19 protein-coding genes are annotated in these 18,432 nt (G+C 34.3%); 4 read left to right on the top strand and 15 right to left on the bottom strand.

What is annotated here, in order from left to right; all coding sequences use genetic code 11:
* Nucleotides 1-24 precede the first annotated feature (24 nt).
* From HT586_RS00935 to HT586_RS00915, 5 genes are all read right to left on the bottom strand, one after another.
* Nucleotides 25-2,025 carry a catalase gene (locus tag HT586_RS00935; protein WP_238999282.1) on the bottom strand — a complete coding sequence of 667 codons (2,001 nt, stop codon included), beginning with the start codon at nucleotides 2,023-2,025 and terminating at the stop codon, nucleotides 25-27.
* 211 nt (nucleotides 2,026-2,236) lie between these two features.
* Nucleotides 2,237-3,631 (bottom strand): amino acid permease, encoded by a 1,395-nt coding sequence (locus HT586_RS00930; RefSeq protein ID WP_096077643.1) that lies wholly within the window; start codon nucleotides 3,629-3,631, stop codon nucleotides 2,237-2,239.
* A 199-nt stretch (nucleotides 3,632-3,830) separates the two neighbouring features.
* The gene (locus HT586_RS00925) at nucleotides 3,831-4,124 is read right to left on the bottom strand and encodes a HesB/YadR/YfhF family protein (protein ID WP_096077644.1); all 294 of its coding nucleotides are present in this window, start codon (nucleotides 4,122-4,124) and stop codon (nucleotides 3,831-3,833) included.
* An 87-nt stretch (nucleotides 4,125-4,211) separates the two neighbouring features.
* The gene (gene buk, locus HT586_RS00920; protein ID WP_133353774.1) at nucleotides 4,212-5,282 is read right to left on the bottom strand and encodes a butyrate kinase; all 1,071 of its coding nucleotides are present in this window, start codon (nucleotides 5,280-5,282) and stop codon (nucleotides 4,212-4,214) included.
* On the bottom strand, nucleotides 5,282-6,115 hold the full coding sequence (locus HT586_RS00915) for a phosphate acyltransferase (RefSeq protein ID WP_096077646.1): 834 nt from the start codon (nucleotides 6,113-6,115) through the stop codon (nucleotides 5,282-5,284). The genes buk and HT586_RS00915 overlap by 1 nt, the downstream gene beginning before the upstream one ends.
* Nucleotides 6,116-6,454: 339 nt before the next feature.
* On the opposite strand from HT586_RS00915, the gene HT586_RS00910 reads away from it, so the two are divergent.
* The 3 genes from HT586_RS00910 (at nucleotide 6,455) to HT586_RS00900 (ending at nucleotide 8,903) form a co-directional block, all read left to right on the top strand.
* On the top strand, nucleotides 6,455-7,756 hold the full coding sequence (locus HT586_RS00910) for a PepSY-associated TM helix domain-containing protein (protein ID WP_133353772.1): 1,302 nt from the start codon (nucleotides 6,455-6,457) through the stop codon (nucleotides 7,754-7,756).
* A gap of 122 nt (nucleotides 7,757-7,878) precedes the next feature.
* Entirely contained in the window at nucleotides 7,879-8,583 is a 705-nt protein-coding gene (locus HT586_RS00905; RefSeq protein WP_188017818.1) for an AzlC family ABC transporter permease, read from the top strand.
* A complete protein-coding gene (locus HT586_RS00900) occupies nucleotides 8,580-8,903 on the top strand; it encodes a branched-chain amino acid transporter permease (RefSeq protein ID WP_096077649.1) in 324 nt (107 codons plus the stop codon). The genes HT586_RS00905 and HT586_RS00900 overlap by 4 nt, the downstream gene beginning before the upstream one ends.
* Before the next feature lie 50 nt (nucleotides 8,904-8,953).
* On the opposite strand, the gene HT586_RS00895 is transcribed toward HT586_RS00900, so the two are convergent.
* The 6 genes from HT586_RS00895 to HT586_RS00870 form a co-directional block, all read right to left on the bottom strand.
* Nucleotides 8,954-9,469 (bottom strand): PepSY domain-containing protein, encoded by a 516-nt coding sequence (locus tag HT586_RS00895; protein ID WP_188017817.1) that lies wholly within the window; start codon nucleotides 9,467-9,469, stop codon nucleotides 8,954-8,956.
* A 118-nt stretch (nucleotides 9,470-9,587) separates the two neighbouring features.
* On the bottom strand, nucleotides 9,588-9,950 hold the full coding sequence (locus HT586_RS00890) for a DoxX family protein (protein ID WP_133353770.1): 363 nt from the start codon (nucleotides 9,948-9,950) through the stop codon (nucleotides 9,588-9,590).
* A 1-nt stretch (nucleotide 9,951) separates the two neighbouring features.
* A complete protein-coding gene (locus HT586_RS00885) occupies nucleotides 9,952-10,440 on the bottom strand; it encodes a cupin domain-containing protein (RefSeq protein ID WP_203546026.1) in 489 nt (162 codons plus the stop codon).
* Nucleotides 10,433-10,927 carry a pyrimidine dimer DNA glycosylase/endonuclease V gene (locus tag HT586_RS00880; RefSeq protein ID WP_203546025.1) on the bottom strand — a complete coding sequence of 165 codons (495 nt, stop codon included), beginning with the start codon at nucleotides 10,925-10,927 and terminating at the stop codon, nucleotides 10,433-10,435. The genes HT586_RS00885 and HT586_RS00880 overlap by 8 nt, the downstream gene beginning before the upstream one ends.
* Entirely contained in the window at nucleotides 10,914-11,327 is a 414-nt protein-coding gene (locus tag HT586_RS00875) for a hypothetical protein (protein WP_203546024.1), read from the bottom strand. Before HT586_RS00875 ends, HT586_RS00880 begins: the two co-directional genes overlap by 14 nt.
* A gap of 85 nt (nucleotides 11,328-11,412) precedes the next feature.
* Nucleotides 11,413-13,146: a pyruvate oxidase gene (locus HT586_RS00870; protein WP_133353769.1), complete on the bottom strand. Its 1,734-nt coding sequence runs from the start codon at nucleotides 13,144-13,146 to the stop codon at nucleotides 11,413-11,415.
* A 181-nt stretch (nucleotides 13,147-13,327) separates the two neighbouring features.
* On the opposite strand from HT586_RS00870, the gene HT586_RS00865 reads away from it, so the two are divergent.
* Nucleotides 13,328-14,281, top strand: a complete 954-nt coding sequence (locus HT586_RS00865; protein WP_203546023.1) for an NAD(P)-dependent oxidoreductase — start codon at nucleotides 13,328-13,330, stop codon at nucleotides 14,279-14,281.
* Between the two features lie 101 nt (nucleotides 14,282-14,382).
* Here the strand turns inward: HT586_RS00865 and HT586_RS00860 are convergent, their stop codons facing one another.
* The 4 genes from HT586_RS00860 to abc-f all read right to left on the bottom strand — a co-directional run bounded on the left by HT586_RS00860 (nucleotide 14,383) and on the right by abc-f (nucleotide 18,247).
* Nucleotides 14,383-14,889, bottom strand: coding sequence for an LURP-one-related/scramblase family protein (locus HT586_RS00860; protein ID WP_133353767.1), 507 nt, complete (start codon nucleotides 14,887-14,889; stop codon nucleotides 14,383-14,385).
* Between the two features lie 115 nt (nucleotides 14,890-15,004).
* Nucleotides 15,005-15,919, bottom strand: a complete 915-nt coding sequence (locus HT586_RS00855) for a hypothetical protein (RefSeq protein ID WP_203546022.1) — start codon at nucleotides 15,917-15,919, stop codon at nucleotides 15,005-15,007.
* Between the two features lie 127 nt (nucleotides 15,920-16,046).
* A complete protein-coding gene (locus HT586_RS00850; protein ID WP_133353765.1) occupies nucleotides 16,047-16,568 on the bottom strand; it encodes a hypothetical protein in 522 nt (173 codons plus the stop codon).
* Between the two features lie 80 nt (nucleotides 16,569-16,648).
* On the bottom strand, nucleotides 16,649-18,247 hold the full coding sequence (gene abc-f, locus HT586_RS00845; RefSeq protein ID WP_203546021.1) for a ribosomal protection-like ABC-F family protein: 1,599 nt from the start codon (nucleotides 18,245-18,247) through the stop codon (nucleotides 16,649-16,651).
* Nucleotides 18,248-18,432: the final 185 nt, after the last annotated feature.

The raw sequence follows: 18,432 nt of genomic DNA, 5'->3' as shown, positions 1-18,432 counted from the left end.
TTTCATTCATTTTTCAAATATTTATTATAGTTTTCTATCCCAATGTCTTTGTACTACAAGCGCATCTAAATATTTATTTACATCATCGCCCAATTCAACAATTCCTGGTTGTGCTACATCAACAGCAGTTTCTTCCATCGCTTTAGCAACAGATGTATCGTAACCGATTGTTTTAAAGTGACGGTTAGCTGCTTCAATGAAATCTTTCACTGGCGGTAATAATGGTGTTTTAACATCCAATACAATCAGACCATCGAATAAAGTAGAATGTACTGTATCAAATGTTTCAGAAACTTTCAATTCACCTAATTTAAATGCTTTCTCGCTCACTAATTTATAATTTACCTTATTATCAGCAAGTGTTGTTAATAGTTTTTTGATCTTAGCTTCATCTGATTGTTCAGTTACTAATACTGCAACAGATAATGTATCTAATTTTTTAACTGTATTTTCCATGCTTAATGCTGGAGATTTTTTATCTGACTTAACTTCTTCATCTGCAGTAGGTGCATCAACACCAATTTTTTCAGCAATTTGAGTCGCTAAGTCTTTATCTACTTTATTAATATTGGCAACCGCATTTTCTTTTACAAAGTCATGCTTACACTTACCTAATTCAAAAGCAAATCCATCTCTTAGATGTTCTTTTTCCGGTTGCGTTAAGCTATTATAGTATAATTTTGCTTGTGCATAATGTTCTTTAAAACTATCACTTCTTGCACGTACTTTATGCGCATCTATCTTCTCATGATATGATTCAAATCCACCTTCTTCAACTGGTGTTGTATGAGGATTATTATTATTGATCGCATTGTTATGATAAGATGTTTGTCCTTTATGCACGAATGATTGGTGCATACCATCACGTTGATTATTCGCAAATGGGCAGACAGGTCTGTTAATAGGGATTTGGTGGAAGTTAGGTCCACCTAGACGAGATAACTGTGTATCAGTATATGAGAATAATCGCCCTTGTAATAACGGATCGTTACTAAAGTCAATTCCCGGTACAAGATGTCCTGGATGGAATGCAACTTGCTCTGTTTCTGCAAAGACATTATCAACATTGCGATTTAAAGTCATTTTACCAACGCGTTTTACTGGCACTTCTTCTTCTGGCCATAATTTCGTTGGATCTAATATATCGAAATCAAATTTAAACTCATCTTCTTCAGGTAAAATTTGAAGTCCTAGTTCCCACTCAGGATAATCACCTTTATCGATAGCTTCATATAAGTCTTCACGATTATAATCTGAGTTTTTACCCGCGATGATCTGCGCTTCATCCCAAACGAGTGAATGCGTGCCGAGTAATGGTTTCCAGTGAAATTTAACGAAGTGTGATTTTCCTTCTTTGTTGATTAAACGGAACGTATGTACACCGAATCCTTCCATTGTGCGGAAGCTCTTTGGTAATCCACGATCACTCATGGTCCACATCGTCATATGAGTTGACTCAGGGTTTTGTGCAAAGAAATCCCAGAATGTATCATGCGCTGTTCCACCTTGAGGAATTTCATTATGTGGTTCTGGTTTGATAGCGTGAACTAAATCCGGGAATTTAATTGCATCTTGAATAAAGAATACCGGAATATTGTTACCTACTAAATCATAGTTTCCTTCTTCAGTATAGAATTTAGTTGCAAATCCACGCGCATCACGTACTGTATCGTTAGATCCTTTTGAGCCTTGGACAGTAGAGAAACGAACAAATACAGGCGTCTTCTTACTCGTATCTGTTAAAAATTTTGCTTTAGTATATTCACTTAAATCTTCGTATAATTCAAATTCACCATGTGCCCCATAACCACGCGCATGAACAATTCTTTCAGGAATACGCTCATGGTCAAAATGTGTCATCTTTTCTCTGAAATGAAAATCTTCTAATAATGTCGGACCACGTTCTCCTGCTTTTAATGAAAATTCATCTTCTGCCATTTTTAAACCTTGGTTTGTCGTTAACGGTGTATCTTTAGAATGGTCTCTACGAAATGCTTCCAACTGCTTATCTTTTTCATTAGTCATTGTAGTGCCTCCTATATTATATTTACATGCAAATTACTTATTCCCATTTCAAATAAACAGAAACATTGTACACTTTTTATATATAAATAAAAAAATAAAAAATTGCATTCTAATTGTAGATTGCAAATCTTCCCTTTAATACACAAAAACCGTCCATTTTAGCTTGAGCTAAAACGAACGGTTTGAAAATATATTAATTTGCTGTTCTTAATTATTTATCTAAGAAGTTACGACCTTCATCTAATTTTTGGAATCCTCTTAAGAAGTATACACCTGCCATAGCTGATAAGAAGATAATACCAATAATAACTGATACACGTGTTTCATCATTAATTAACATTCCGATTAATACCATTACTAAGAAAGCAATTGTTATATAGTTCGAGAATGGCGCGAAAGGCATTTTAAATGGATGATTTTCAGCTAAATCAGGTCTTTGTTTTCTGTATTGTAAATGACTGAATAAAATCATAAACCATGGAATCATACCTGGCAGGATAGATGCACTATAAACATATACGAATATATTTGCTGCGCCATCAATATACATTGGTAATACTACATTTAAAATCACGCCAATGAAGATACCGATCGAAATCGTAAGCACAGCATAAACTGGTACACCATTTTTCATAACTTTCGCAAATGCACGCGGCATTTTACCTTCATTTGCTAATGTGTAGATCATACGGCTTGAACTGAAAATACCTGAGTTACAACCAGACATTGCTGCTGTAATCACTACGAAGTTAATAATTGCTGCTGCAGCTGTGATACCAACTTTAGCAAATGTCGCTACGAACGGGCTACCTACGTTACCTAATTCATCCCATGGATAAACAGTTACGATAACAAAGATTGCACCAATGTAGAAGATTAAAATACGCCAAATAATACCATTGACTGCTTTTACTACGTTTTTCTGTGGATCTTTCGTTTCACCTGCAGTAATACCGATTAATTCTACCCCTTGGTAAGAACCTACTACCATTGAAAGTGCAAAGAAGAATCCTACGATACCATTAGGGAAGAATCCACCATGTTCCGTTAGGTTACCAAATCCAATAGGATTACCATTGTTACCAAATCCAAATAATATAATACCTAAACCGGCTACAATCATTAAAACAATTGTTACAATCTTAATCATTGCAAACCAGAATTCGAATTCTCCGAATGCTTTAACTGAAGCCATATTCGCTAATGCTAAAGTCACAATTACGATAATACCTGGAATCCAGGTAGGTAAATCTGGCCACCAATATTGCATATATTGTCCAACAGCGATTACTTCACTCATACCAACTACAACCCACTGGAATATATTTGCCCATGCTGTAACATAACCAAACACCGGGTGTAAGTATGTTGAAGCATAATCAGCAAATGATCCTGTTGTAGGGAATAAATAAACTAATTCCCCCATCGCACGCATTACTAAAAATAAAAATAATCCAGCAACTAAATAAGCTAAAATTGCTGAAGGTCCTGTCCATTTAATCGTACTTGATGCACCCATGAATAAACCTACCCCAATGGTACCACCTAATGCGATCATTTGGACTTGTCTTGAACTAAGACCCCTCTTTAAATGATTGTCTTCCATTTTTTCTATCCCCTTTTGTTTTTTAAATATAAAAACATTCATTACTATTCTGAAATTATACTATAATTTCAGAATATTAGAAGTACCATTTATAAACTTTAGGAGAACATGAAAAGGGTGCAAGGGAAAACCCTTGCACCCACGTGCTTTAACGCTTTAAACTTTTTAAAAAAATTATTTTTAAATAGATTATTTCCTTTTATTTTTTATAATCGTAAGCAACTTCTTGTAATTTTTCATCATATTCAATATATAAATCGTAATCTTTGAAAAACCACTCATCCATTTCGTTAACGTAGAAAATAATGCCATCTGCTTCAACTTTTGCAATTGCTTTATCATAATCCGGATCTACTGTAAATGCTAAAGAGTGACTCTCCTGAATCTTGCTTGATCCATAAATTTTCGCAAAGAATTTAACTGCCTGCCCCGCTTCTAAACCAACCTCGTCTTTGAACCATTGCAATGCTTTATCTGAAATATAAATATTCATATCGTACCTCCCATATTAAGTCTTTCTGAAGAAATTATATCATCTGACTCATATGAAAGTCTTAAATTAAGTTTTCATATAAAATGATCAATATGTTAGCGCAACCTCTTCACCCTTCAATACACGCATTACACCTTCGTATAAAGCGAGCAACTCTTCTTCACCTGGCATTACTTTAACTTCAGAAATCCACTCAACGTGTGATTTTATGTTATCAACAACATACTGGGAATAACTCACGCCGCCTGTTAAAATGATATAATCTACATCACCTTTCAATACAGCTGCCATTTCAGCAATACCTTTAGCAATCTGATAACACATACCATCAAAATAAAGCTTTGCTTCATCATCTCCGTTTAGAGCTTTTTGTTCAATCGTTTGAATATCAATTTCACCTAAATAAGACTTCATACCACCTTCTCCAGCTAATATTGATTTCACTTGTGAAATATTTAACTGTTCTTCAATAATGAGCTTCGCAAAATTTATTAACGGGAGTTGACCGGTACGTTCCGGTGAATAAGGTCCTTCGCCATCAAATGCATTGACGCAATCAATAACACGCCCTGACTGATGTGCACCAATGGAAATACCTCCACCAATATGGGTAACAATCACATTAGCATCAAAATAATCCATGCCTTCTTCGGCTAACACCTTACGTGCCACAGCTTTTTGATTTAGTGCGTGAAATACACTACGACGTTCGATACCTTTAAATCCTGAAATGCGTGCGAGATCTTCAAATTCATCAACTACAACCGGATCTACTGTATATGCTTTCACACCGTAATCACGCGCAATATCATTAGCGATGATTGCACCTAAATTTGAAGCATGCATGCCATATGTACCAGAGCGAAGATCATTTACCATCTCTTCATTCACTATGTACGTGCCTCCAACTATTGACTTCATCAGTCCACCACGGGCAACAACTGCTGCTAAATCTCCTGGATAAATATTATGAGACTCTAAGAAAGTACGTAAACGCTCTTCTCGCATCTCAATTTGATCCATTACAGTATCATACTTTCCAATCTCATCAACAGTATATCTAAAGATACTTTCGTCTACACAATTATCACTACAATATAGAGCAACCTTACTAGAAGTTGAACCTGGATTAATAACTAATATGTATTTTCCGTCCATTATAAGTCCCTCACTTGTCGCACTGCAAAGTCTAGAGCGTACATTTTACTTTCTGTAGAATCACTGCGTGAAGTAAGAACGATCGGGACTTTCGCCCCCACAATTGTCCCTCCAATTACAGCATTCCCTATTACTGAGAAAGCTTTATATATTACATTACCAACATCAATTGTAGGTACTACTAAGATATCTGCATCTCCTTGAATAACCCCGTCATACCCTTTATGATCTGCAGCTTCCTTAGAAGTAGCTAAATCAAAAGAAATAGGACCAGCTACAAGCGCATTTTCACTACTTTTAAATAATGAAACGACCTCACTTGCTAATACTGAAGATGGCATCTTCGGATTAAATGTCTCTGCAGAACTAATCATAGCCACTTTAGGTTGCGAAATACCTATGCGATGCGCTACATCAATGGCATTATCAGCAATTTGCTTTAACTGTTCAGAAGTTGGTGTGATATTCATTGCAGCATCCGTTAATAATAACTGCCTGTTATTTCCCGGTAAATCAACAAGCGCCACATGAGACAACACGGATTGACCGCGAAGATTATATTCTTTTTGAAGTACTTCTTTTAATAGCGTACGCGTTTGAACCATCCCCTTCATAAGCACTTGGGCATCTCCAGTTGCCGCCATTTCTACAGCACGTTTAACAGAATCTCCCTCTGTTTCACATTGCTCATACACCCATACATCATTTGAATCAATATTCTCTTCTGTATCAAATACGAAAAAAGATACAACATCTTTATATAATTGTTTCGCTTTTGTTATCACTTCTAATATCTCTGGCCTTGAACCACCAGGAATAGCTACCTTAATCATCTATATTCCTTCTTTCTGATTATAACCTAGTACTAAGACTAGATAATATTTTTGTTCGATAGTATTTTCTCACATTCGAAAATAGATGTAAAGGAAACATACAATGGTAGTTCTATGTAAAATACAACTTAATTTATTTTAATGTTCATGGATCTTCTTTTATAATGTTTAATTTACATAATAAAAAATATGAATGAAGACGATTATTTAAATATTTAACAAAAATTTATACACAAAATTTTCATATTTCTGACCTATTATTTTCACAATCTTGTGATTTTATTATATGTACTTTATGCTAATATTTATTTTAACTTGTGAAAATATGGAGGAAAGTTTGTGAAAAAGTATTTTAATAATGTGTTTTGGAGATGGCATTTCTATGCAGCGATTTTCATTACACCGCTACTCATTACATTAAGTATTTCAGGCATCATGTATTTATTCTATCCAGAAGTAGAAAACAAATTAAATCACGATCTGTTGTTTGAACAAACGAATAAACCAGAACAATCGCTTAATGATGGTATCAGTGACATACTAAGTAGTCATCCTGGGTATCATGTTATGAAGATTAGTTTCCTAAAAGGCGATTACAACACACGTGTATCCATAATGGGACCTGATGATGCTTCTAAAGTTGTCTATCTAGATCATCATAATCAAGTAAAAGGTGAAATAGAACCTTCTAAATTATTTTCAAATTTCTCACGTGAAATGCACTCAAATCTATTAACTGGTAATACCTTTATTAATTATTTAGTGGAGCTTGCGAGTTGCTGGGCAATATTCCTGATCATTACAGGATTGTTCATGACTTTCTTCCGTAAATATATTACAAACAGTGCTTCAAAAATCAAACGTAAAAATCAAGCGAAATTCCACGCAATGCTCGGTACAGTTTTAAGTATTCCGTTATTACTGATTGTGTTAACTGGATTACCCTGGTCAGGATTTATGGGTGCAAAAATTTATGACTTTGCAGTAAATCATTCACTTGTCGGTTACCCTGAATCCGTAAAGTCACCACCTGTATCTAATAACGAGATTGCATGGGCAACCCGTGGTGAACATACAAATTCAAAATCTCATGATGGCCACAGACTACCGATTACACGTATTAATATGATTGCGCAAGAGGAAGGATTTAAGAAGCCTTATAGTATCACTGTACCGATGGATGATAAGGGAACCTATGTATTATCTAAGGCTGCAGGAACAGGTGTGACTGGTCTAGATGCAAATCCACTAGAAGAACGCACTATTCATCTTGATCAATATTCTGGAATGAAACTTGCGATTTACGACTTTAATGACTATGGCATACTTGCGAAGTTTATAGCAGTCGGTATCCCACTTCATGAAGGGAATTTATTTGGGCTAGCTAATAAAGTAATCAACTTATTATTTATTGTTGGTTTACTCACATTAACTTTCTTTGGTATTAAGATTTATTTTATGCGCAAACAAAAAGGTAAACTATCAACACCGAAGGCACAGCCTTATATGAAATATACTTGGTTTTTCGCAATATTACTTATTCTAATGGGAATATTAATGCCTCTATTTGGCGTCTCACTCCTAATCATTACATTTATCGAACTCATTTTATTGATGCGCAAGAAGAAATATGCGATATAAAATAAAACTCATCAAGTAGCTGGATAATTCCAGCTACTTTTTTAATTTTCAAACAATTGTGATTGTGTGACATCATTTATTCATGTAAGATAAGTCATAATATATTGTACGGAGCTGATTGTATGGATCAAAACAGACATAAACTCGCATTAAAGGTTGCATTTCCACCTACTATCCCAATCTTAACTGGATTTACCTTTCTCGGAATGACTTTCGGTATATATATGCATTCTTTAGGACATCCAATATGGATGGCTGTTCTTATGAGTGCTTGTATTTTCGCTGGTTCTATGGAATTTGTAGCAGCAACGATGCTGATTGGTATCTTTAATCCGTTTAGTGCTTTTATACTTGCACTTATGATCAACGCACGACATCTATTTTACGGGATTGCAATGCTTGAACGATTTAAAGGTACCGGGAGAAAGAAATGGTATTTAATATTTGGTATGTGTGATGAAACATTCGTAATCAATCAAACAATATCCATTCCTAAAAATGCTGATAAAGGATTAGTTATGACGTATGTTACGTTATTCAATCATTTATACTGGGTAACTGGTTCCTTTCTAGGAAGTATTATTGGGGGCTTTATTACAGTTGATTTGGAAGGTTTAGAATTTGTAATGGCAGCACTCTTTTTAATTATTTTTCTTGAACAATGGTACAAAGGTGGAAGACGCTTTTCAACACTAGGCATAATCATTTCAATTGTCTGTCTATTAATATTTGGTACGTCTTACTTTGTACTACCTACAATGCTAATTATGCTAATCATTTTCATTGTCTTTAAACGTCCTTTGACGAGAGTTGGTGAGCGCATATGACAATAGCAGAACAGCTGATTATTATCTTTTCTGTTACAATCGCTACAATGTTAACCCGCTTCTTACCTTTCATCATATTTAAAGACGATAAACCATTACCTGAGCTTATTGAATATTTAGGTCGTGTATTACCTCCCGCTGTATTTGGATTACTTGTAGTATATGCATTAAAGGATATTAAATGGAGTTTACCTTCTGCCAATATTCCCGCAATACTTTCGATAACTTTGATTATCGTATTACATTCATGGAAACGTAATATGCTTTTATCTATCGCTGTAGGAACGTTATACTATATGTTACTTATTCGATTAATCTAAACAGAAAAAGCTACAATTCTTATCGAATTGTAGCTTTTTCTATATTATGATTAAGCATCTTGTTTGATGATTTCTTTAGTCATAGCATCGATTTCAAATTCTTTTGATTTTCCATCTTTAACTAGTTCTACGTCATATTTCACTACGCCGTCATCTTCATCTAAACTCCACTCTTTCACATCTCCGTTGTATTCTTTCTTAGCAACTTCAATGATATCTTCAACTGGTGTTACATCTTTATAATTGATTGTTGTTTCTTTGTCATTTTCTTTTTCTGATTCATTTTTAAGTACTTTGTTACTTACAGCATCAACTGTCACTTCATGAGATTCATTTTTATCTCTTAAATTAACATCATATGCCCATTTTTTCTCTTTATCATCATAGTCAAAAGAGATACTTTTAAGTTCACCTTTAACTTCTTTTTGTGCAGTTTCAATTGCCTGAGTCGCATTTATCTTCACTTCACTATAATCAACTGATTTATCATCTTTATTGCCACAAGCACCTAATAATAATGATGCACCTAGAACGAGTGCTGAAGATTGTTTTATATATTTATTCATCATATTCACATCCTTTTTGAGTTATTAAATTTATACCCAAAATTTGATATATACAAACAAATATTATCAATACGGATTACATTCACCATATATAGCGAACTAAAAACAAGAGTATTTTTTATAAAATTTTTATCAATTTTATCAAAGCAAATTGCAATGGTAATCTCCCATATAAAGCGCTCTTCGGTAGTCGTTTATCACCTAACGGAATTCCTTTTCTTGCCATATAAATATTCGCCGGAAATACCCCTAATAAAAATGTATTGATTAACTTCTTAGCACTTTCACTTGGTTTTTTGATAATCAAGTAAACGCCCATTATCATCTCAATTACCCCGGAAATATAGACAATTTCCTTTTTAAAGGGTATATAACCTGGAACAATCTTCGTAAAATTCGGCTCTCTTAGGAAATGAAGTACTCCTGCCGTAAAAAATCCTAATCCTAGTATCGTTTTCAGTAATAATTTTATTAATTTCATTTTATTGCTCCTCTATTGTTGTTAGTGCGTATTTCTCAATTACATCTTCCAAATGCGGATACACTTGCTTTAATTCATCTTTCGTAAATAATTCAAATCCCTCAAATGTAAATCCAGGTGATACCATACATCCAACGAAACTCCATTCATTGTCATCTTCGACACTTGAAGCGAAAATTGTATTCTTCGGTACTAAAAATTGTGGTACTTCTCCATTCATTACATCTAATCCTAACTTAACTGCTTCATACTTACCATCGGGATGAATCATATGAACGGTAAGAGAATCCCCTCCCTGGTAATACCATAATTCATCTGAATCTATCCGATGAAAATGTGAGATATTTCCTGTTTCTAAAAGAAAATAGATGCTTGTATATAGCACTCTACCATCACCATTTACTTCATTTGAACGATATGTTTCATAATAATAGCCACCTTCAGGATGTGGTTGCATACGTAATTTTTTAATCAATTGATCTTTATTCATATTCTTTCTCCATAATTTTATTAATTTTAAAACTACACCTTGGTGCTATTTTATCATTTAACCACTTTTCATATAGTAAATTCTGATAAGCTATATAAGCATTCTCTCCATAAATCTTATCTGGACCATATACATATAATGGTGGTAGAGCTGCTGGATTAGATAAATGCTTATGTTCGGAAATAATAGTAGCCAGAATGTCGATGTCTTTCTTAAATGTTTCTGAACGTTTACCCCCTCTTCGTGTATGTTCATCATCCATCACTTTTAGCATAGCAAAGCAATCTAAAATATATGGATGACCTTCATTATACACATGTTTAACAATGGGATGGTGTAAGTATCTAATGTTCCCATCAATAATATTTAATGCCGATAAACACACACGAATAATCTGATAAAGTTCTAACACTTGTTTAGACAATCTTCTATTATCTAAATAACGTGCAGATATTTCATGGTTCTCTCTAACTCTAAAAATTTGCATGGTGATTTTCTTCCTTCATAAATTGATATATGATATATAAATAGATAACATGACCTACCATCCAAACTAAAAACATCGGTAAAGAAGATGAATATTGTTGATATACTGCAATATTTATTAATAAAAAATACAGCAAAATAAAAACAAGTATAGTTATTAGTAGCGCTATTTTGAATAATGTTCCTTTTCGATATAATTGTTCTAGCGTACTGAAGAGGATGATGCTAACGATAAAGTGTGGTAATAACTCTTTCCATAAAACCATTTCTTTTTGATGTGTCAAAAAATCAATATTTAATAATAGTCGGACAGTGTTTGTACCAAAACAATAATCGCCTATTAACAACAATATATATAATGAAAGTCCGGATAACATTCCCAGTATAATTTTTCTAACCACGTGTCATCTTCTCCTCGATGCTTATTATTTAGTAAAAGAAGCAATCAACATCTTAAGTGATTGTCTCTTTCATTATTATATTGTATCAAAAGAATCTTCTCATAATTGTTTTTAATGGTGGCATCTTTTCAAATTTATTTTCTTCTAGAATTGATCGTAACTCAAATTTAGCATATCCTAACGCTTCATCCCATACAATTTGCCCAGGAAGTGGTGCCGCATTCGGGTCAACATAAGCATTGATAATCACTGGTTTATTCACTTCTTTTGCATGTCTGAAGGCACCCGCGAGCTCTTCTGGTTTCGTTACAGTAATACCCACACCACCACAACTTTCCGCAAATTTAGCAAAATCGATATCACCAAAATCAATGGCATACTCTAATTCACCCGCTGCTTGTTGTTCATATTTAATGAATGATAACTGTTTATTATTTAATACAACAATAATCATCGGTAAGTTATGGTATACAGCTGTAGCAAAGTCCTGCATTACCATTGCCATAGCTCCGTCACCTGTAATTGCAATTGCCTGACGATCTGGATACGCTATCTTACTTGCGATTGCTCCAGGTAAAGCACATCCCATCGTACCTAACCATGGTGAAGTTAAGAAGCGATGATTATGATCAAGTCTTAAATATCTTGTTCCCCATACGGTTGATGTTCCTACATCAATCGAGAATACTGCATCTTCATCAGCTATTTTATCGACTTCAGCCATAATACGCTCTGGACGTAAAGGAAAACTGTTATTTGTTCTATCTTCATCAAGCCATTGATTCCATTCCGCCATATTTTCTTTACATGCTTCTAAGAATGGTCTTTCTTTTATTGCTGGTAATTTTTCAATTAATAATTGCAATATCTCTTTTGAATCACCCACCAATGGTACTGTCACTTTATGGCGAGTGCCAATATTTTCCGGGTTATTATCAATCTGAATACATGGTACATCTTCATCCGGTAGATAATCTACATATGGAAAGTTTGTACCAATCATAATCAATAAGTCCGCTTCTTTAGTTGCTTCAAATGCAGGTTTCGTACCAATTTTCCCTAAGTTCCCTAACATATTTGGATGGGTATCAGGAATTAATCCTTTTGCAGGTAAAGTCACAATAGAAGGTAATTGTGCATGTTCAATAAACTGCACAAGTAATTCTTTAGCATGCTTCGTTCCTGTTCCGGCAAGCACTACTGGATGCTTACTTTGTTCAATCAGTTTTATTGCTTCTGAAATGTTTGCCTGATCAATCTCAGACGTTTGTACTGGCATTTTAATTGGTGCTTCTGCTGTATGATCTTCTATTTTTGTGCTTAATAGATTACCGGGAATCGAAAGCACTGCGACACCTTTTTTATCGTAAGCTGTTTGTATCGCTTCATTTACAACCTCAAATACATTTTCCGCCTGATCGAGTTGTTTATTATACACAGCAACATCAGCAAACATTGCTGTTAAATCTAACTCCTGGAAGTACTTTGTACCTAATAAATCTGTGTTAGCTTGACCAACGAGGACAAGCTGTGGAATATTATCCATCTTAGCGTCGTACATACCATTTAACAAATGAATTGCGCCAGGTCCACCAATTGCAACAGAGACTGCGATTTTACCAGTTAATTTCGTATAACTTGCTGCTGCAAGAGAAGCCACTTCTTCATGGCGTACATTATAAAATTTAATCTCATCTTCAGCGCCTTTTAATGCATCTATTACAGTATCTATCGTATCACCTGGAATACCATATACATGATCAATCTCCCAATGTTTAAGTGCTTTGACAAGTGCATGATTTGATTTTAATTTTGACAAGTCGTTCACATTCCTTTCTTCACTCATATTCATACATATTATTTGCATTACCCGTTGCGGACAATATTAATCAAAATATACATCTTATAGGTATACATTCCTATTTTCATTATGTGCAAATGACATATCATTTTTGTTAAGATATAAATATACGCATCATATAAAATGAGGAGGTAACACAATGAAAGTTTTAGTAGCCGGCGAAATACCAGAAAAGGGTCTAAAGTTCTTAAAAGAAAACTTCGATGATGTTGATGTATTCGAAGGAGATAAATTAATCGCTAAGGATGAATTAATCACACGTATTGCGGATAGAGATGCATTGATTAGTTTACTATCTACTAATGTAGATAAAGATGTCATTGATGTTGCACCAAATTTAAAGATCATCGCAAACTATGGCGCTGGATTTAACAATATTGATAGGGAATATGCACGCTCAAAAGACATCGATGTTACCAATACGCCGAAAGCTTCAACAAATGCAACAGCAGATTTGACATTTGCGATACTACTAGCTGCAGCAAGACGTGTTGTCGAAGGAGATAAAGTATGTCGTACGACCGGATTTAACGGTTGGGCACCATTATTTTTCCGTGGCCGTGAAGTTTCAGGTAAGACAATTGGTATTATCGGTTTAGGAGAAATCGGACAAGCTGTGGCACGCCGTGCAAAAGGATTCGATATGGATATTCTATATACAGGACCAAACCGTCATGAAGACCGCGAAAAAGATACTGGCGCAAAATATGTTTCACTTGAAGAATTGCTACAGCAATCGGACTTTATTACAATTAATTCTGCTTATAATCCATCAATGAAACATATGATAGATAAAGCACAAATCGAAATGATGAAATCAACTGCATATTTAATCAACGCATCACGTGGGCCTGTCGTTCATGAAGCAGCACTTGCTGATGCATTGGAAGCGAAAGTTATTGAAGGTGCCGCTTTAGATGTATTTGAATTCGAACCTGAAATCAATGAAAAGCTAAAAAAATTAGACAATGTAGTCATCACACCACATATCGGAAACGCAACATTTGAAGCGCGTGATATGATGGCCGATATCGTTACACAAAATGTATACAAGAAACTGAATAACGAACAACCAGATTATATCGTTAATTAATAAATAGAAAGCCAGATAAATAAGCATTTTAAAGTGAAATAAATTGAAAAGAGGAAATCAACTTCCGTTGACTTCCTCTTTTCTTTTTCTTAGGTAATACGCTATAATGTCGCCGATGTTGCAACTGTAGTGTTACCTGACTGCATATCCGTGTGAATCGCCATAACGATTGCAATAACGTGTGTTACATTTACACTTTCATCAAGAATATCAATCCCAAATGTATCTCTCCATTGAAAGAATTCTTTACTAATTTCAGCTACAATACGTCCAGAACCATCTTCAATCGTGTATTCATAATTCAAGAAGTTACCACGTACAATCCAGTCTTCTCCTTCAATAAGGTAAGTCGGTCTAAACGATAACATCTTCTTGCGAATCGTTAGTGTTTCATAACCATTCACTGATACATCCATCGTTGTAGAAAAAGCTGCTGCACGTTGTTTAATAAACGCTAACTCATTACCATATGTATCAAGAATTCTTAACTTTCTACGTGCTAATAAATCATGCTGACCTTTCGCCGTATAAACGACTTCATCCCGTTCATTCATAATCGAAAAATCTTGTGTCCACGAAAGTAAGTTTTTCTTTGCATAAAGTCTCATCTTCAACAGCTCCAATTCTAAATTATTTATTTATATTATAACCTTTTAATTATCTACGATAAAATTACACACAGTAAATTCTTTCCGGCACTTTAATATTTTTATATTCCATCATCTAATGCACCTCAAAATCAAATCTTTCGCGTTCTTTTTGTGCACTTTCATCATTACCAAACCACACTTGTTTCACGTAAAACTTTCCTTCCCAATCCTTATCAAACGAGACATTGACGTTGCCATAGCGATAACTTTTATTGCCTAAAGCTATCCCTTTTTGCTCAGGTTTACCCCATACTTTCATGAATGCTTTCATACTAATATTCTCATGCATTTCATAATAATAATTAATATCAGTAAATACATAATCCTGTTCATCCATCCCTTTTGCTCCTTTAAAGAACGGAGAGATGATTGTATTATTATATCGACTGCGATAATACAATGCAGTTACGTATTTTTCTCCCATATTGATCAATGCTTCTGTCGGTTCACCAAAGATTGCTTCAAATTCTTTTCTCGTAATACCGAATTTAGTATCTTTAAAGCCATAAGTTTTGCCTTTCATAGCTTTCATCACTTTCTTATCCAGTATATCCGGCAATTCAATTTCATATACATTATCAGGAATTTGAAGTTTGTAATTGGGTTCGATGGCTTTTATCTTCTCAGCTACAAATCTAAAAAGTGCATTTGGAATAATATCATAATCTGGGTGTTCTGCATTACCAATAAATGCTTTCATCGATGCAACATCCTTAAATTCTTGTAATTCTAAAATTCTGAAACCATGAAAGGCTGCTAAATAATAAGATTGATCTAGCCAATTGACAGCGATATCAAATAAAGATTCTCCCATGATATGTGCCTCAACTGTATCCATATGCGTAGCAATATTTGAAACTAAATAGGCTAATTCTGTGTCCGCTTCTTCTTCCATAAAATAACCCATCACTTCATTAGCATCACAATCTGCAACATATTGTCGTAAATCCTTGGGTAATTTATTAATTACTATATCAATAGATTTCATAATGAACACCTCTCGTTAAATTTATATAGCTTTTATTATAAAATAAAAATACAAATATTGTATATGTAGATGTATATAAGAACTTCTCATAAAAAATTGCCGAAGCAAATGATTACTTCGGCATTTTCTATTGCACCTGATACGCTACTTCTACCTGATCTTCAACAAACGAGTGTCGAATACTGTCTTCAAAAGGATTACTTACCGGATGACCTACATACATTTGAACTGTATCTTTACCTACTTTCATCGTATCTTTTTTCGGTTGCATGCCGTCATACGTCTTAATATTAACGTCACCCAGTACCAATCGATATTGATTTCCTTCTGGCACTGCAAATGCAAACCCGGAATATGTTGATTTATTTTTGTGATAAGATACTTGAATCACATAGAACTGTGTCTTCCATGCTTTATTTGGTGTGTAAATAGCAGAAACTACATCATCTGTCTTTATAATATTTTTCACCATTGCCTTCTGCGCATCTTCTGCCGAATCATATAACCCTTTCTCTACTGCAGTAATATGTTCTGTCTTCACTTCTTGTTTACCTTGTTCATCATGCGGCATCTTCAGCCAAACGATACCCATAAATAAAAGTATTGCTAACACAGATACCGGAAGTAACAACTTTTGTTCGTTACGCACACTTACACCTCACTCTACACTTTTATCTTATCTACATTGTATAATACATTAATATTTTTGTAAGCGTTATCAATTATAAATTATTTATTTTCTAAATTATCTATATGCTTAAGTTGTTTTTTAAGTTCTTCCATATTAATTGTTTCATCAATTGTCGTTTTTGAGTCTACCAAGTGTTTATCGTGCAGCGTTAATGTACGCGTCTTAATCATGTCACTGAAATATGCATCATGACTGACAAAGAGTACTGTTCCTTTATATTGTTTAAGCAGATTACCAATAATGTCCTGCATTTCAATATCGAAGTAATTTGTCGGTTCGTCGAGAATAAGTAGATGTGCTTTTGAGAAATAAAGTTTTACAAATGATAGCCTGCACTTCTCTCCCATAGACAAATTTTGAACAAGATCATCCATACGTGATGCATCAAATCTGAATGCTGCAAGTATTGTGCGTGCCTGAGTTACGTCAATATCAAGTATTGTTATTTCTTCCAGAACGGTATGACTTGGTATTAAATTCTCAAGTTTTTGAGAAAAATACCCTATTTCAAGTGTGGGTGGCATTCTTATCTCACCATGTTGTATCGGTATTTCTTCTATGATAAGTTTGAGTAACGTAGATTTTCCTGAGCCATTCTTACCTTTAATTTGAACAACTTCCCCGCGTTCTAATGAAAAAGTAACATGGTTAAATAATGGTTCATCAAATGCATGACTTACATCTATGCATTGCAATAAGTATTTATTATTGATTTCACTCGCTTCAATATCATATTCCGTACGCACTGCTTTTTCTACTTTACCTTCAAAGTTTGACATTTCATGATTCAATCTCGATTCTCGTGCCTTCATCCTTTTTGCCATTTTGGCAAGCTTTTTCTGCTCCCCGAAATCTCGTACACTCGCCTTATGATTCATTTCATGATGCCATTCACGCATCTCCTGAATCATTTGTTTCATCCGTTTCTTTTCTTTTTGTTCTTTTTCAACGAGTGCTGCATTCGTCTTCTCTTCTAGATCAATCTGTGATTTATATTGATCATATGTCATATGAAACTTCCTTAATCCATCACGTGTTAACTCCAATATATAATCTGCTGTTTGATTAATAAACGCTCTGTCATGACTGGCATATAGCATCGTGAAATCATTGTGCTGCATCCAATTAACAAGCCATTGTTTCGTTTCATCATCAATATGATTCGTCGGCTCATCGAAGATAAACTTTGTCTTACCCGATAGTATCAATCTAATTAAAGAAATCTTTGTTTGTTCTCCACCTGACAAAGTGATGACTTTTCTTTCAGCATCACGTTCAGATAAATTAAATTTATGAAGCATAGTAATAATTTCAGATTCAAATGTATAACCATCTTGTTCTAAGTAAGCGCTCATTGCATTCAAATTTGTTTCTAGTTTCAATTTCAAATGATATAGTTCTGGACGTTCCTGCATTATATACTCTAGTACTGTCAAATCTAAAACTTTAGAGTTTTTGAGCTGTTGCTCCAGCAGTCCGATTTCTTTATCTTGTGCAATCAATGTATTCAGTATTGTCGTCTTGCCGATGCCATTGTTTCCAAGCAAAGCAACATGCTTACCTACTTCTATTTCAAAGTGTAAATCTTTGAACAATAATTTTTCCCCTGCATAAATGTCTGTTTTATTTAATCTCATAAACTCACCCCATAAAAAAAGTATCCCACACAACGTTTGGGATACACAAAATAAGCCTATTTACGATAGGCATACAATAAGTAGACAGACTCATCCCGATAAATCAAACGTTGTGCAATTCAGTTTGCGCGTTTTCATTATCGAATGATCATCTCTAAATATTGATGCCTCCTTTTATATTTGTT

Source organism: Macrococcoides bohemicum, from assembly GCF_016865215.1.
Lineage (GTDB): Bacteria > Bacillota > Bacilli > Staphylococcales > Staphylococcaceae > Macrococcoides > Macrococcoides bohemicum.
This window is presented reverse-complemented; position numbering and strand designations above follow the sequence as displayed.

Excerpts from the sequence above, each read along its gene's own strand:
- HT586_RS00890 (WP_133353770.1), bottom strand. The coding sequence starts at position 9,950 with ATGAAATTAATAAAATTATTACTGAAAACGATACTAGGATTAGGATTT.
- HT586_RS00895 (WP_188017817.1), bottom strand. The coding sequence starts at position 9,469 with ATGAATAAATATATAAAACAATCTTCAGCACTCGTTCTAGGTGCATCA.
- HT586_RS00865 (WP_203546023.1), top strand. The coding sequence starts at position 13,328 with ATGAAAGTTTTAGTAGCCGGCGAAATACCAGAAAAGGGTCTAAAGTTC.
- HT586_RS00905 (WP_188017818.1), top strand. The coding sequence starts at position 7,879 with ATGGATCAAAACAGACATAAACTCGCATTAAAGGTTGCATTTCCACCT.
- buk (WP_133353774.1), bottom strand. The coding sequence starts at position 5,282 with ATGGACGGAAAATACATATTAGTTATTAATCCAGGTTCAACTTCTAGT.
- HT586_RS00925 (WP_096077644.1), bottom strand. The coding sequence starts at position 4,124 with ATGAATATTTATATTTCAGATAAAGCATTGCAATGGTTCAAAGACGAG.
- abc-f (WP_203546021.1), bottom strand. The coding sequence starts at position 18,247 with ATGAGATTAAATAAAACAGACATTTATGCAGGGGAAAAATTATTGTTC.
- HT586_RS00930 (WP_096077643.1), bottom strand. The coding sequence starts at position 3,631 with ATGGAAGACAATCATTTAAAGAGGGGTCTTAGTTCAAGACAAGTCCAA.
- HT586_RS00885 (WP_203546026.1), bottom strand. The coding sequence starts at position 10,440 with ATGAATAAAGATCAATTGATTAAAAAATTACGTATGCAACCACATCCT.
- HT586_RS00855 (WP_203546022.1), bottom strand. The coding sequence starts at position 15,919 with ATGAAATCTATTGATATAGTAATTAATAAATTACCCAAGGATTTACGA.
- HT586_RS00915 (WP_096077646.1), bottom strand. The coding sequence starts at position 6,115 with ATGATTAAGGTAGCTATTCCTGGTGGTTCAAGGCCAGAGATATTAGAA.
- HT586_RS00900 (WP_096077649.1), top strand. The coding sequence starts at position 8,580 with ATGACAATAGCAGAACAGCTGATTATTATCTTTTCTGTTACAATCGCT.
- HT586_RS00860 (WP_133353767.1), bottom strand. The coding sequence starts at position 14,889 with ATGAGACTTTATGCAAAGAAAAACTTACTTTCGTGGACACAAGATTTT.
- HT586_RS00935 (WP_238999282.1), bottom strand. The coding sequence starts at position 2,025 with ATGACTAATGAAAAAGATAAGCAGTTGGAAGCATTTCGTAGAGACCAT.
- HT586_RS00880 (WP_203546025.1), bottom strand. The coding sequence starts at position 10,927 with ATGCAAATTTTTAGAGTTAGAGAGAACCATGAAATATCTGCACGTTAT.